General features: G+C 63.4%; 16 protein-coding genes. 4 read left to right on the forward strand and 12 right to left on the reverse strand.

What is annotated here, in order from left to right:
* Nucleotides 1–2: 2 nt before the first annotated feature.
* The 8 genes from GJ698_RS15745 to rpsP all read right to left on the reverse strand — a co-directional run bounded on the left by GJ698_RS15745 (nucleotide 3) and on the right by rpsP (nucleotide 7,141).
* Nucleotides 3–2,753 carry a M16 family metallopeptidase gene (locus GJ698_RS15745; protein ID WP_154358671.1) on the reverse strand — a complete coding sequence of 917 codons (2,751 nt, stop codon included), beginning with the start codon at nucleotides 2,751–2,753 and terminating at the stop codon, nucleotides 3–5.
* A 75-nt stretch (nucleotides 2,754–2,828) separates the two neighbouring features.
* Entirely contained in the window at nucleotides 2,829–3,158 is a 330-nt protein-coding gene (locus tag GJ698_RS15750) for a DUF3579 domain-containing protein (protein ID WP_154358673.1), read from the reverse strand.
* A 164-nt stretch (nucleotides 3,159–3,322) separates the two neighbouring features.
* Nucleotides 3,323–4,288 carry a CobD/CbiB family protein gene (locus tag GJ698_RS15755; protein WP_154358675.1) on the reverse strand — a complete coding sequence of 322 codons (966 nt, stop codon included), beginning with the start codon at nucleotides 4,286–4,288 and terminating at the stop codon, nucleotides 3,323–3,325.
* Nucleotides 4,289–4,340: 52 nt separating this feature from the next.
* Nucleotides 4,341–5,012, reverse strand: coding sequence for a CoA pyrophosphatase (locus tag GJ698_RS15760; RefSeq protein WP_371865330.1), 672 nt, complete (start codon nucleotides 5,010–5,012; stop codon nucleotides 4,341–4,343).
* A 63-nt stretch (nucleotides 5,013–5,075) separates the two neighbouring features.
* Nucleotides 5,076–5,459, reverse strand: a complete 384-nt coding sequence (gene rplS / locus GJ698_RS15765) for a 50S ribosomal protein L19 (RefSeq protein ID WP_154358677.1) — start codon at nucleotides 5,457–5,459, stop codon at nucleotides 5,076–5,078.
* 84 nt (nucleotides 5,460–5,543) lie between these two features.
* A complete protein-coding gene (gene trmD / locus GJ698_RS15770; RefSeq protein WP_154358679.1) occupies nucleotides 5,544–6,290 on the reverse strand; it encodes a tRNA (guanosine(37)-N1)-methyltransferase TrmD in 747 nt (248 codons plus the stop codon).
* Nucleotides 6,291–6,314: 24 nt separating this feature from the next.
* Complete coding sequence (rimM, locus tag GJ698_RS15775; RefSeq protein WP_154358681.1) at nucleotides 6,315–6,878, reverse strand: ribosome maturation factor RimM; 564 nt, start codon at nucleotides 6,876–6,878, stop codon at nucleotides 6,315–6,317.
* A 14-nt stretch (nucleotides 6,879–6,892) separates the two neighbouring features.
* The gene (gene rpsP, locus GJ698_RS15780) at nucleotides 6,893–7,141 is read right to left on the reverse strand and encodes a 30S ribosomal protein S16 (protein ID WP_154358683.1); all 249 of its coding nucleotides are present in this window, start codon (nucleotides 7,139–7,141) and stop codon (nucleotides 6,893–6,895) included.
* A gap of 222 nt (nucleotides 7,142–7,363) precedes the next feature.
* Here rpsP and GJ698_RS15785 point away from each other — a divergent pair, with 222 nt between their 5' ends.
* Nucleotides 7,364–7,792: an NINE protein gene (locus GJ698_RS15785; protein ID WP_154358684.1), complete on the forward strand. Its 429-nt coding sequence runs from the start codon at nucleotides 7,364–7,366 to the stop codon at nucleotides 7,790–7,792.
* Between the two features lie 13 nt (nucleotides 7,793–7,805).
* Complete coding sequence (locus tag GJ698_RS15790; protein ID WP_154358686.1) at nucleotides 7,806–8,393, forward strand: glycine zipper 2TM domain-containing protein; 588 nt, start codon at nucleotides 7,806–7,808, stop codon at nucleotides 8,391–8,393.
* Between the two features lie 17 nt (nucleotides 8,394–8,410).
* On the opposite strand, the gene GJ698_RS15795 is transcribed toward GJ698_RS15790, so the two are convergent.
* Entirely contained in the window at nucleotides 8,411–8,623 is a 213-nt protein-coding gene (locus GJ698_RS15795) for a type II toxin-antitoxin system HicB family antitoxin (RefSeq protein WP_154358688.1), read from the reverse strand.
* Nucleotides 8,624–8,738: 115 nt separating this feature from the next.
* Between GJ698_RS15795 and panE the strand changes: the two genes are divergently transcribed.
* Together panE and GJ698_RS15805 are read left to right on the forward strand one after the other, a co-directional pair.
* Nucleotides 8,739–9,662 (forward strand): 2-dehydropantoate 2-reductase, encoded by a 924-nt coding sequence (panE, locus tag GJ698_RS15800; RefSeq protein ID WP_154358939.1) that lies wholly within the window; start codon nucleotides 8,739–8,741, stop codon nucleotides 9,660–9,662.
* A 14-nt stretch (nucleotides 9,663–9,676) separates the two neighbouring features.
* Complete coding sequence (locus GJ698_RS15805; RefSeq protein ID WP_371865331.1) at nucleotides 9,677–10,654, forward strand: proline dehydrogenase family protein; 978 nt, start codon at nucleotides 9,677–9,679, stop codon at nucleotides 10,652–10,654.
* Here the strand turns inward: GJ698_RS15805 and GJ698_RS15810 are convergent.
* The 3 genes from GJ698_RS15810 to GJ698_RS15820 all read right to left on the reverse strand — a co-directional run bounded on the left by GJ698_RS15810 (nucleotide 10,641) and on the right by GJ698_RS15820 (nucleotide 13,814).
* Nucleotides 10,641–10,862: a hypothetical protein gene (locus tag GJ698_RS15810; RefSeq protein ID WP_154358690.1), complete on the reverse strand. Its 222-nt coding sequence runs from the start codon at nucleotides 10,860–10,862 to the stop codon at nucleotides 10,641–10,643. The genes GJ698_RS15805 and GJ698_RS15810 overlap by 14 nt on opposite strands.
* 153 nt (nucleotides 10,863–11,015) lie before the next feature.
* On the reverse strand, nucleotides 11,016–12,806 hold the full coding sequence (locus tag GJ698_RS15815) for an acyl-CoA dehydrogenase (protein ID WP_154358692.1): 1,791 nt from the start codon (nucleotides 12,804–12,806) through the stop codon (nucleotides 11,016–11,018).
* Between the two features lie 75 nt (nucleotides 12,807–12,881).
* A complete protein-coding gene (locus GJ698_RS15820) occupies nucleotides 12,882–13,814 on the reverse strand; it encodes an electron transfer flavoprotein subunit alpha/FixB family protein (protein WP_154358694.1) in 933 nt (310 codons plus the stop codon).
* Between the last annotated feature and the right edge of the window lie 7 nt (nucleotides 13,815–13,821).

Consider the following 13,821-nt stretch of genomic DNA (forward strand, 5'->3'; position numbering starts at 1 on the left):
GCTTACTTCGCCGGTGCAGGCGATGCAGCCTTGGTCTCGTCGCCCGACGTCGCGATCGACATCTTCGCCGGATCGATCGCTTTGCGGAAGGCGGCGTTGACCTGCGCCAGCGTGGCCGCATTCAGCTTGGCCTCGAACTCCTTGCTCCAGGCGAAGGTGCGGCCCAGGTACAGGTTGCGCGACCAGCCGCCGGCCAGCGCCGTGTCCTTGGCGCGCGTCTGCTGGCGCTCCTGCAGCAGGCCGGATTTGGCGTTGGCCAGTTCCGCTTCGGTGAAGCCGTCCTTCAGCACGCGGTCCAGTTCTTCGCGGATCGCCGCTTCCAGCTTCTTCAGGTTCTGCGGCGCGGCGATGGCGCCGATACTGAAGCTGCCGGCGCGGTCCTGCGAACCGGGACGCAGGTCGCTGCCGCCGCCGTAGGACAGGCCGTCCTTCTGGCGGATGCGGTCCATCAAACGCGATTTCAGCGAGCCACCGCCGAACATGTAGTTGGCCAGTTCCAGCGCCGGATAATCGGCGTCGTTCGAGTTCAGGTCCACGTTCAGGCGCGCGGTGTAGAAACCGTTCTCCTTGTCCGGCGCGTTCAGCATGGTGTGCAACGGCGCCTTGTCCACATTGGTGTTCAGCACCGGCGCGTAGGAGACCTTGCTGTTCCAGCCGTTGAAGCTGTCGGCGATGGTCTTGCTGACGGCGGCCTTGTCGAAATCGCCGACGATGGCCAGTTCGCCGTGGCTGGCGCCGTAGTAGTCGCGGTGGAAGGCGATCACGTCTTCCAGCTTGAGCGCCTTGAGGGCAGCCAGTTGCTCGTCGAGGCTCTGCGCATTGCGCACGTCGCCCTGTGGATAGTGATTGAAGTGCTGCGCGATGGCCTGGCTGGCCAGCACCTGCGGCTCGCTGCGCGACGCTTCCAGGCCGACGATCCACTGCTGGCGCAACTGCTCGAATTCCGCCGCCGGGAAGCTCGGCTCCTTCAGCACGTGCGCCACCAGGCGCAGCGCCTCGTCCAGGTTCGGACCGGTGGTCTCGAAGCGCTGCGGGCTGCCGCTCACCTTCAGCTTGGAGAAGGCGTCGGCCAGCTGCTCGCGGTTGTACCTGGTGGTGCCGCGCATCAGCATCTGGTTGGTGAAGGCCGACACGATCTGGGTGTTGACCAGGTTCTTCTCGTCACCCCAGTCCAGTTGCAGGTTCACCGCCACCGTTTCGCCGCGGTTCTTCTTCGGCAGCAGCGCCACTTTCAGGCCGCCGATGGTCTTGATTTCGGTGCGGGCGTTGATGTTGTCGTTGCTCGGGTCGAACACCTCGGACGTCAGCACATTGTCCTTGGCCTTGAAGCCTTTCATCGCATCTTCCACGCTCGGCGCGGCCGGGATGTCGGCGCGCTGCGGATTGTCTTCGGGGATGAACTCACCCACCACGCGGTTGTCGCGCTTCAGGTAGCGCGCGGCGACATCGGCCACCTCCTTCGAGGTGATGGTCGGCAGCTTGTCGCGGCCCTGGAACAGCAAACGCCAGTCGCCCAGCGAAATCTCTTCCGACAAGGTCACGCCAACGCGCTGCGGATCGTTCAGCGACTTCTCGATGCTGTTGGCGAAGTTGCGGCGGGTGCGTTCCATTTCCTCTTCGGTTGGCGGCGTCTTGGCGAAATTCTCGACCGCTTCGGTCAGCGCCTCGCGCACCGGTTCCAGCGGCTGGCCGGCCTTGACCACCGCGCCGATGATCTGCAGGCCCGGCGCGTAACCGGTCTCGCCGAAGCTGAACACCTGCGCCGCCTTGCCGGTTTCCACCAGCTGCTTGTGCAGGCGGCCGGTCGGCGTGTCGCCGAGGATCTCGGACATGAAGCTCAGCGCATCGCTATCCTGCTGCAGCGCGCTTGGAATCTTGTAGCCCAGCGCGACGATCTGCACGTCGCCCTTGCGGCGCACGACGAAACTGCGCTCGCCGTCCTGGGTCGGTTCGACGGTCCAGAATGGCGGCAGCACGCGTTTCGGTTTCGGGATCGCGCCGAACGATTTGCTAATCCATTGCAGCGTTTGCGCCGCGTCGAATTTGCCGGCCACCAGCAGCACCGCATTGTCCGGCTGATAGTAAGTGCGATAGAAGGCCTGCAGGTTATCGATCTTGACGTTTTCGATGTCGCTGCGGTTGCCGATGGTCGAGCGGCCATACGCATGCCAGTCGTAGGCCACGCTCTGCATGCGCTTCAGCAGCACGCCGAACGGGCGGTTCTCGCCGCTCTCGTATTCGTTGCGGACCACCGTCATTTCCGAGTCCAGATCCTTGCGCGCGATGAAGGAATGGACCATGCGGTCCGCCTCCATGTCCAGCGCCCACTTCAGGTTGTCCGGGCTGGCCTGGAATACTTCATAGTAGTTGGTACGGTCGTTGGCGGTGGTGCCGTTGAACTCCATGCCGCGCGCGGAAAACTCCTGCGGGATGCTCTTGTTCTTCGGCGAACCCTTGAACATCAGGTGCTCCAGCAAGTGCGCCATGCCGGTCTCGCCGTAGTTCTCGTGGCGCGAGCCGACCAGGTAGGTGACGTTGACGGTGACGGTGGGTTTGGAAGCGTCCGGGAACAGCAGCACCTTCAGGCCGTTCGGCAACCGGTACTCGGTGATGCCTTCCACCGCCGGTCCCTTGACCACACCGGCCGGCAGCGCGGCGGAAGCGGCGGCCCAGGCAGTTCCGGTGGCAACAAAGGACATTCCGCACAGCAGGAAGCTGGCGGCGGCGACGTGTTTCAGACGGCTGTTGTTCATGGTCTCTCACGATAAAAGATAAGAACAAGCAGCATACCCCCACCGCGCCAGGGTGGATAGATACTTAAGGAAAAATTAATTTTTCTCGGGAAGCAGGCAGGCGTCGACCACCTGCAAGTCGTTGTCTTTCGCGAAAGACAAAACGAAGTGATAGGCCAGCGGTTCGAGCTGGCGCAGCTTGCCGTTGACCACCACCGACTTCACGCCGTTGACCACGGTCGGCGTCACGTATGGAGAAAACTGCAGGTGGGAATCGCGACCGCCGCCGGTGCCTTCCGGCTTGAAACAGGCCATCACGCCGCACAGGCGCTCGGCCCAGTCGCTGGGACGGAACTGCCTGCCATTACTGGTCTGGCCAACGATGAAGAACGAATCTTGCTGTTCTGCCGGTTTTTGAACTGACATAGGCGCGGCTGCTTCTGCGTAGAGGGGATGGGATCTTACGTATTATATCTTATAGAAGACTAAAAAAAGTAAGCCCTTGATGGATAAAGCTTTTTTCCAGCAACTTTCCACTTTGGTGCAGGAAAGACTACATCCTGCACCAAGGCAATACCTCTATTGTACTCTTAAGGCGATGCTCCGAGCCACCATGCGCTCGACAGCAGCAATAACAGCATCATCCACAACAACAGTGCGCGCCACACCAGGCCGACCGTGCTCTGCAGCGAGCGGACGCTGGGTTCGTCGCCCGGCATCACGTCCGGTTCGATCTCGATATCGACCGTGGTGGCGTCCACCATCTGGGCCTTGACGGCGTTCTCCGCCGGCGTGCCGAGGCGTACGCCCATGGCGCCGCCACCGGCCGCCAGGATGATGCCGATCGCCTCGTTCGACCAGCGGTGGGCGAAATTGCGCCAGGCGTAGATAGCGTCCTCGAAGTTGCCGACCACGGCAAAGGCGACGGCGGTCAGGCGCACCGGGATCCAGTCGATCCAGTAGAAGGCGCGCGCGGCGAACTGGCCGAAAGCCTCGTTGCGCATGTGTTCAGGCTCGTTCCAGGCGCGCGCCAGGTGCTCGGACACGCGGTACATCACGGCGCCGGCCGGGCCGAGCGGCATCAGGAACCAGAAGAACACGCCGAACACATTGCGGTGCGTGGTCACCAGCGACTTCTCGACCGCGATGCGGGCGATCTCGGTCACTTCCATGCCCACGGTGTCCAGCTTGGTCCACTCGGCCAGCAAGGCGCGCGCGGCGGCTTCGTCGCCGGCGTTCAGCGCCAGCTGGATCGAGGTGAAATAGTGGCTGTAATGGCGGAAGCCCAGCGTCAGGTAGACGATCAGCACGTTCCACGCGAAGGCGGCCAGGAACCAGTCGTAGTGGCGCAGCACCCAGTAGATGGCGGCGGTCGGCACCATCAGGATCGCCATCATCAGGAACCAGCCCATGCGGCCGTGGGTCGAGTGGCCGGCGTTGAACCAGGTCTCCATCCGCAACGCCAGACTCTTGATCTCGGCGTAAATCGGATTGTCTGCGCGCAGCGGTTTCATCTGCTCGATCAGCAGCGCGCATAGAATCGAAAGAAAAGTCATTAGTGTCCTTGTAGTCGTCCTGCCCTTAATGGACGTAACGATAGCCTAGTTCTCACTCTGCACGCAAGAAATGGAACAGATTGCGCAGCATGCCGGCCGTCGCGCCCCAGATGTAATAACCTTCATACGGCATCGCATAAAAGCTGCGGCGGCCCGTCGGCAGCTCGGCCGACAGGCGCTGGTGGTTCATGCCGTCCATCAGGAAGGCCAGCGGCACCTCGAAGATGGCGGCCACCTCGGACGGGTCGGCGGCGATCTCGAACGGCGGCTGCACCAGCCCCACCACCGGCGTGACGCAGTAGCCGGTGCCGGTCAGGTAGTTCGGCAAGGCGCCGAGGATCTCGACGTGGCGGCGCGCCAGGCCGATCTCCTCTTCCGACTCGCGCAGCGCGGTGTCGACCGCATCGACATCGTAGTCTTCGGCGCGGCCGCCGGGAAAGCTGACCTGGCCGGCGTGGTCGGTCAGGTTGGCGTTGCGCTGGGTCAGCAGGATGGTCAGGCCGGCCTCGCGCTGCACCAGCGGGATCAGCACCGAGGCCGGCGTCGGCGCGCGGCCGGCGCGGGCCGGCAGCACCTGCTCGCCGCCTTCCGGCGTCCACACGGCCGGCGGCGCGGCAAAGCGCTGGCGCAGCCAGGCGGGCGTCAGGCGCACAGGCGCGACCGCCGGTTCGCCGGCGATGGCGTCTATCGGCAACTTCTGGGGATCGAACGGAGGCTGGGCCACTTGAGTTCCTTTGAAACAAAAAGGGGCACCCACGGGCGCCCCTTTTCTCCAAACACAACCGTATTAAACGGCTGCTTTCGCCGCTGGGCGACGGTTTGGCAGTTTTTCCTTGATACGTGCCGATTTACCGGAACGATCACGCAGGTAGTACAGCTTAGCGCGACGTACGTCACCGCGGCGTTTCACTTCGATCGAAGCGATCAGCGGGGAGTACAGCTGGAAGGTACGCTCAACGCCTTCGCCGGACGAGATCTTGCGAACGATGAAGTTCGAGTTCAGGCCACGGTTGCGACGGGAGATGACCACGCCTTCGTAAGCCTGGGCGCGCTTGCGGGTGCCTTCGACTACGTTAACGTTAACGATCACGGTATCGCCAGGTGCAAAATCAGGAACGTTCTTGCCCAGGCGAGCGATTTCTTCTTGCTCGAGTTGTTGAATCAGGTTCATTTTTAATGACTCCATAAACCATCGTGCTGGCGCGCTATGAGTAAAACTCTTGCCCAGTAGAGGATGGGGTTATAACAAGCAGGCTCAGAGGCCTGCCAAAAATTGCTCGTCGCGCTTGGTGAGCAGTCCTGCCTCACGCGCTTTGATAAGCAAATCCGGTCGCTTGCGCGCGGTCGCCTCCAGCATGCGCTGGCGGCGCCATTTTTCTATCTCGGCGTGGTTGCCGCCCATCAGTACCGGCGGCACGCCCACCCCTTCATACGTTTCCGGCCGCGTGTAGTGCGGCGAATCGAGCAGGCCGTTGACGAAGCTGTCTTCGATGGCCGAGGCATCGGTGTTCAACACGCCGGGAATCTGGCGGATCACCGCATCCATCAAGGCCATCGCCGGCAGCTCGCCGCCGGACAGCACGAAATCGCCGAGGCTGATTTCTTCATCGACCACGCGGTCCAGCAAACGCTGGTCCACGGCTTCGTAGCGGCCGCACAGGATCACCAGACCGGCTTCCTGCTTCAGCTGCATCACGCGCTCATGCGTCAACTGCCTGCCCTGGGGCGACATGAACAGCACGCGGGGCGCGGGCAGACCGGCATCGGTCTGGCGCTGCTTCGCCGCGTTGAGCGTCGCTTCCAGTGGCTTGGCCATCATCACCATGCCGGGGCCGCCGCCATAGGGGCGGTCATCCACGGTGCGGTGATTGTCGGTGGTGAAATCCCGCGGATTCCACAGCGACAGGCCACATTTATTCTGTTCAAACGCGCGCCGGGTGACACCCGACTGCGTTATCGCGGCAAACATCTCGGGGAACAGGGTTACGACATCGAATTGCATGGCGAACCGCCCTCAATGTTACGCTTAGTAATCAAGGCCCCAGTCGACGATGATCTTCTTGGCTTCCTTGTCCACCTTGTTGATGAACGCGTCCACAAATGGGATCAGGCGCTCCTGCGCCGCAACTTCTTCTGGATTGGCATCTGCGGCTGCGGCTGGCGTAATGCGCAAGATCGACTGCGGACCATTGCTCATCATGTCAGTCACCGTACCGAGGTGCTCACCTTGCAGATTTTCTACTTCCAGACCGATCAGATCGGTCCAATAAAACTCGTCGGCTGGCAGGACCGGGAAGCGGCTTTGCGGAATGAAGACTGCGGCGCCCTTGAGCGCTTCAGCGACGTTCCGGTCAGTCACACCGACCAGACGCGCCACGACATCGCCGCCATGCAGTTTGACCTGCTGGACGTCCACGTCGCGCAACGCTGGTTTATCCAGCCACCAGGTTTTGACCTTGAGGAGTGCATCCGCATCTTCCGAGAAAGGACGAATCCTGACCCAGCCAGCAACGCCGTAAGCACCGAAGACAAAGCCTACCTGTGCCAGATCGTCGGGGACTTGCACCCCGGATGCATTCTTATCGGTCAAACCAGTAACCAGACTTAGGCTGCTTTTTTGTTCTGAGCGACCAGACGGGCAACGGTAGGCGACAGTTGCGCGCCAACCGATTCCCAGTGAGCCAGACGGTCAGCGGTAATACGCAGCGACACTTCTTGACCCGAAGCCATTGGGTTGTAGAAACCAATGCGCTCGATGAAACGGCCATCGCGACGATTGCGCGAATCAGTTGCAACGATGTTGAAGAAAGGGCGCTTCTTGGCACCACCACGAGCTAAACGAATAACGACCATAATATTTCCAAAAAATTTGTGCTAGGACGGAAAAAGCCGCAAATTATAGCGCGCTTTGCCACGGAGCAGCAAGCGTTAATGAAATAATTGGGCATGTTGGGGTAATCGAAGATTATCCCTTGTTCCGGCGTCCGGGGCAATAGGCTTGCCCGCAAAAAAGGCGTGCCGGGGGCGGTATTATGCCTGATACTGCTGGCTTGCCGACTATTTTACTGAGCAACCATGACTGATTTGCATCAGACGCGTCACAAAAACAAGACACTTGCCGCCTTCCTGGCGTTTTTGCTCGGCGCTTTGGGCCTGCAGCGGCTGTATCTGCGCGGCTGGCGCGATGCGTGGCTGTGGGCGCACCTGGCCAGCCTGCCGGCCGCCCTGCTGGTGGCGCTGGCGGCGCCGCAGGCCGACAACTTCTACAAGCTGCTGCCGATCATCGTTTCCGGCCTGGCCGGCTTCCTGGAAGCGCTGGTCATCGGCGTCACGGCCGACGAGAAATGGGATGCGCGCTACAACCCGCAGTCCGGCCGGCAGTCGGACACCCACTGGCCGGTGGCCGTGGTGCTGGTGGCCAGCATGATGATCGGTTCCGGCGGCCTGATCGCGACCATCTCCCGCCTGTTTGACTTGCTGTACACTGGCGGCGCCTACGGTTAACAAGGAGAACAACATGACCCATCGCCCCCTGATGGCCGCCCTGCTGCTGGCCCTGGCTGGCGCCGCCCAGGCGCAAAGCCCGAAAGCGCAATTCGACGCCGAAACCAAGCGCATCGCCACCCGCTACGCCGACGACAAGCAACTGTGCGGCGACGAGCGCGATTCCGGCCGCCGCATGCAATGCCTGCGCGATTCCAAGGCCGAATACGACAAATCGATGGCGCAGGCGCGCGCCCAGTACAAAGGCGCGCCGGTCAAGCCGGGCGCCTGCCATGAATGCGGCAAGGTCACCTCGGTGGTGGTCGGCGAGAAAGCCGGCGAAAGCAGCGCCCTGGGCCTGATCGCCGGCGGCGTCGCCGGTGCGCTGATCGGCAACCAGGTCGGCAGCGGCCATGGCCGCCAACTGGCCACCGTGGCGGGCGCCGCCGGCGGCGCCTATGCCGGCAAGAAGGTCGAAGAGAAAACCAAGTCCACCAAGGTGTGGACCGTACACGTGCAATACGAGGACGGCCGCCACGCCTCCTTCAACTTCGACCACGACCCGCAGATGCTGACCGGCGACCGCGTCGACCACGTCAACGGCACCATCGTCCGCCGCTGATCCGCCAGCCGACACGATCAAGCCGCGACGTCAAGATAAGAGACCACACTGACCGGCGGCGGCACCGGCAAGCCATCTTCACGCATGCCATCGAGATGGAAAGCAATTGCCTCGCGCAACGAGGCCTCCGCCTCCGCCAACGTCGCTCCGGTGGCGACGCACCCCGGCAAGTCAGGCACGTAACCGGAATAGTTACGTCCGGCTTTTCGGATGATCGCGCGAACCTTCATTCACAAGCTTGTCGGCTCGTTATAGACGCACCTGGATCTCGCGCAAGATCTTGTGCCGGCAAGCTTCAGAGCACGGTGCTAGACTGTCCGTCGGTTTCTTCGGCGGAGATAAATGATGAAATTTCTGGTGGTTGGCGCGGGAGCGCTTGGTGGTTATTTCGGCGGACGCCTGCTGGCGGCAGGCCAGGACGTTACCTTTCTCGTGCGCGCCGGCCGCGCCGCGCAACTTCAGCAGCATGGCCTGCGCATCAGCAGCCCCAAGGGCGACCTGACGCTGCCCTCCCCGCCGCATCTGCTGGCGGAAAACATCGCCCAACATTATGACGTGGTCATCGTCGGCTGCAAGGCCTACGATCTCGACGTCACCATGACATCCTTCGCCGCCGCCGTCGGCCCCAACACCGCCATCCTGCCCGTGCTGAACGGCATGGCGCACCTGGAACAGCTGGCCGCGCGCTTCGGCAAGGAGCGCGTGCTGGGCGGCCTGTGCCTGATCTCCGCCACACTCGGCGAACAAGGCGAGGTGCAGCACCTGAACGACGCCCATGCGCTGGTCTTCGGCGAACTCGACACGGCATCCTCCAAGCGCGTGGCGGCGATTGAAAGCGCCATGGCCGGCGCCAACTTCGACGCCCGCGCCAGCACCGCCATCCGCCAGGAGATGTGGGAGAAATGGATCTTCATCACCTCGCTGGCCGGCGCCACCTGCCTGCTGCGCGGCAGCGTGGGCGACATCGTCGCTGCCGGCCAGGCCGACGTTCCGCTGGCGCTGCTGAAAGAATGCGGCGCCATCGCCGCCAGCCACGGCTATCCGCCGCGCGAGCAGCCGACCGAACGCGCGCGCACCATGCTGACGGCGGCCGGCTCGCCGATCACCGCTTCGATGCTGAAAGACCTGGAGCGCGGCGGTGCCATCGAAGCCGACCACATCGTCGGCGAGATGCTGGCGCGCGACCAGCACCAGGCCTCGCCAACCCTGAAGATCGCCTACGCCCATTTGAAAACCTACGAAGCGCGCCGCGCGCGCGAAACCAAGTAAGCCAAGGAGACATTGTGTCCGCACCAAACTTCCCATCCGAATGGCAACCGCTGGTCGACCAGGCCGCCACCACGCTGCGCGCGCTGGCGCTCGACGAAACCGCCAAGGAAAAATTCTGCAACGATCCGCTGCTGCGTCCCTTCATGCACAAGGTATCGCAGCGCTACGTGGCCGGCCAGACGGTGACGGAAGCCTTGCAGCGCGTCGAGCAGATCATCGCGCGCGGCCATGCCGCCTCGGCCGAGTACATGGGCGAAAGCGTGCGCGACGAAGCGTTTGCCATGGCCGAGACGAAAGTGTTCATGGACCTGGTGCGCGGCATCGGCCAGCGCAATCTGAATTGCTCGATTTCGTTCGACCTGTCGCACGTCGGCTCGCTGGTGGACAGCGAGCTGGGCTACCGCAACGCCCGCCGCATCGCGCTGGCCGCTGCGGAAATCAACCGCGAAGTGATGATTTCGATGGAAGGCGCCGACCGCGCCGATGACATCTATGCCATCTACGCGCGCCTGCACCAGGAAGACGACCTGCGCAACGTCGGCATCACCGTGCCGGCCAAGCGCCACCGCACGGCGCAGGATCTGCCGGCGCTGATGAAGATCCCCGGCCGCATCCGCCTGGTGAAAGGCGCCTTCCTGGAACCGGCAGGCGTGGCCTACAGCCGCAACAGCCCGGAGCTGGCCAGCGCCTACCGCCACTACGCGAAGGAACTGCTACTCAGCGGCCACAAATGCTCGATCGCCACGCATGATCGCAGCATCCAGGCCGACATCAGCGCGCTGATCCTGGAAGAGCGCCTCGATCCGCGCTGGTATGAATTCGAATCGCTGATCGGCCTCGGCGGCGAGCAGCTCGACGCCCTGCAGGCGCGCGGCTTCCCCACCCGCGAATACGCGGTGTTCGGCGCCGAGCACTTCCTGTACGTGCTGAACCGCATCGCCGAAGAACCGGTGCGCGTGTATCAGGCCATCATCGACCTCAATGCAGGCTGAGCGACGCTGACGCCGTCATGGCGCGCGCCAGCGCACGCGCCGACGGCCGCACCCCGGCCGCCACCGCCCAGGCCAGCACCCACTGGCCGGCGCGGATCTCATCAGCGATGGTATGGGCATGCAACAGGCGCTGCGCGGCCTGGCTCATGCGGTCGATGGCGTAAGCTTCGCGGTCGAAGCGGGCGGGATGAATAATGATGTGTTTCATGCTGGCCTCATTCAGGTGACCCAGCTTATACGCACATCAAATTACTTTGGATTCACTTTTAATGCATAACCGGTGGCCAGAAACTCCGGGGTCAGTTCTGCCAATCGTACACGGGCTCATGTACCAATGGCAGAACTGACCCCGGTTTTGGGCTTAGAACTGCTCGATGTCCAGCGCCAGGACGCCGGCGCTGCCGTTGATGATGGCGTTGCGCAGGCCGGAGGCTTGCGACAGGATGTGATCCGCAAAGAAGCGCGCAGTGGCGATCTTGGCTTTGTAGAAGGCGGCGTCGCCCTCGCCTGCTTCCAGCTTCTGCTGCGCGATCACGGCCGCGCGCGCCATCTGCCAGCCGCCCAGCACGATGCCGGCCAGTTTCAGGTACAGCACGCTGCCCGAGAACACGCCCTTGACGTCGGTCTTGACGTTGGCCACCACGTAGTCCACCACCGCCTCCAGATCCTTGCTGCCGGCCGACAGTTGGGCCAGGATGGCCTTGAAGTCAACATTGTCGACATCCGCCAGCGCCGCCTCGGTGGCGCGCACCTGGGCCAGGATGTTCCTGGCCACTGCGCCGCCATCGCGCACGGTCTTGCGGCCGACCAGGTCGTTGGCCTGGATCGCGGTCGTGCCTTCGTAGATGGTCAGGATCTTGGCGTCGCGGTAGTGCTGCGCCGCGCCGGTTTCTTCGATGAAGCCCATGCCGCCGTGCACCTGCACGCCGTCACGCGCCACGTCCTGCGACATTTCGGTCGACCAGCCCTTGATGATCGGTACCAGGTATTCGTACACCGCCAGGTTGACCTTGCGTACTTCCGCATCGGCATGGCTGTGGGCGACATCGCTGAGGCCGGCGCCGACGTAGGCCAGCGCGCGCGCCGCCTCGGTCTGCGAACGCATCGACATCAGCATGCGGCGCACGTCCGGATGGTGAATGATCGCCACCGGACCGGCCGAACCGGCCAGGTCGCGCGACTGCACGCGGTCCTTGGCGAACGCCACGGCCTTCTGATACGCGCGTTCCGCCAGGCCGATGCCCTGCAGGCCGACGCCGAAGCGCGCCGCGTTCATCATGATGAACATGTATTCCAGGCCGCGGTTCTCTTCGCCCACCAGCGTGCCGATGGCGCCGCCATGGTCGCCGAACTGCAGCACGGCGGTCGGGCTGGCCTTGATGCCCAGCTTGTGTTCGATCGACACGCAGTGCGCGTCGTTGCGCTCGCCCAGCGAGCCGTCGGCGTTGACCAGGAACTTCGGCACGATGAACAGCGAGATGCCCTTCACGCCCGCCGGCGCATCCGGCGTGCGCGCCAGCACCAGGTGGACGATGTTGTCCGAGAAGTCGTGCTCGCCGTAGGTGATGAAGATCTTGGTGCCGAACACCTTGTAGGTGCCGTCGCCCTGCGGCACGGCGCGGGTGCGCACGGCGGCCAGATCGGAGCCGGCTTGCGGCTCGGTCAGGTTCATGGTGCCGGTCCACTCGCCGGACACCAGTTTTTCCAGGTAGATGGCCTTCTGCTCGTCGCTGCCGGCGGTCAGCAGCGCTTCGATGGCGCCGTCCGACAGCAACGGGCACAGCGCGAACGAGATGCTGCCGGCGTTGAGCATTTCGATGCACGGCGTCGCGAACAGCTTCGGCAGGCCCTGGCCGCCGAATTCGACCGGATGCTGCACGCCCTGCCAGCCCGCCTCGCCGAACTGCTTGAAGGCTTCCTTGAAGCCCTTGGAGGTGGTGACCTGGCCGTCATGCCACCAGCTCGGCTCCTTGTCGCTTGGCGCGTTCAGCGGCGCGACCACGCCGCTGACGAACTTGGCGTTTTCTTCCAGGATCGCTTCGGCGGTGTCCGCGGTGGCGTCTTCATTGCCCGGCAGCGCGTTGACGGCGGCCAGGTCGGCCAGTTCGTTCATCACGAACAGCATGTCTTTCAGGGGTGCTTGATACGGCATCTTATGTCTCCAAGAAAAAGGCCACGGCAATCCGGCGTTCCGGATCAGCGTGGCCTGAGTGTGCTTTATGCGGGTTTAGCCCAGTTCAGCAACCAGTTGCGGCACGACTTCGAACAGATCGCCGACGATGCCGTAGTCGGCCACCGAGAAGATCGGCGCTTCCGGATCCTTGTTGATGGCAACAATGGTCTTCGAATCCTTCATGCCGGCCAGATGCTGGATCGCGCCGGAAATACCGACCGCGATGTACAGGTTAGGCGCAACGATCTTGCCGGTCTGGCCCACTTGCCAGTCGTTCGGCACGTAGCCCGCGTCCACCGCTGCGCGCGAGGCGCCCATGGCGGCGTTCAGCTTGTCGGCCAGCGGTTCCAGGATCTTGAACGCTTCGCCCGAACCCATGCCACGGCCACCGGACACGATGATCTTGGCGGCGGTCAGCTCCGGACGGTCCGACTTGGCCACTTCGCGGCCCACGAACGACGACTTGCCCGAATCGGCCACGGCAGTGGCGGTCTCGGTCGCGGCCGAACCACCGGTGGCGGCAGCGGCGTCGAAGCCGGTCGAACGCACGGTGATGACCTTGACCTTGTCGCCCGATTGCACGGTGGCGATGGCGTTACCGGCGTAGATCGGACGCTCGAAGGTGTCCGGCGCATCGACCTTGGTGATTTCCGAAATCTGCGCCACGTCCAGCTTGGCGGCCACGCGCGGCAGGATGTTCTTGCCGTAGGCGGTGGCTGGCGCCAGGATGTGGCTGTACGCAGCGGCGATTGCCAGCACTTGCTCGGCAACGTTCTCGGCCAGGCCGTCGGCGAAGTGCGCGGCGTCGGCAACGATCACTTTCGAGACGCCGGCGATGGCGGCGGCAGCGGTGGCCACCGCGCCTGCGTTGGAGCCGGCCACCAGGACGTGGACCTCGCCGCCGCACTGGGCGGCTGCGGTAACGGTGTGCAGGGTGCTGGCCTTCAGGCTGGCGTTGTCGTGTTCTGCGATAACTAATGCGACCATTTTCGGT

This window comes from Duganella aquatilis, from assembly GCF_009674565.1.
Lineage (GTDB): Bacteria > Pseudomonadota > Gammaproteobacteria > Burkholderiales > Burkholderiaceae_D > Rugamonas > Rugamonas aquatilis.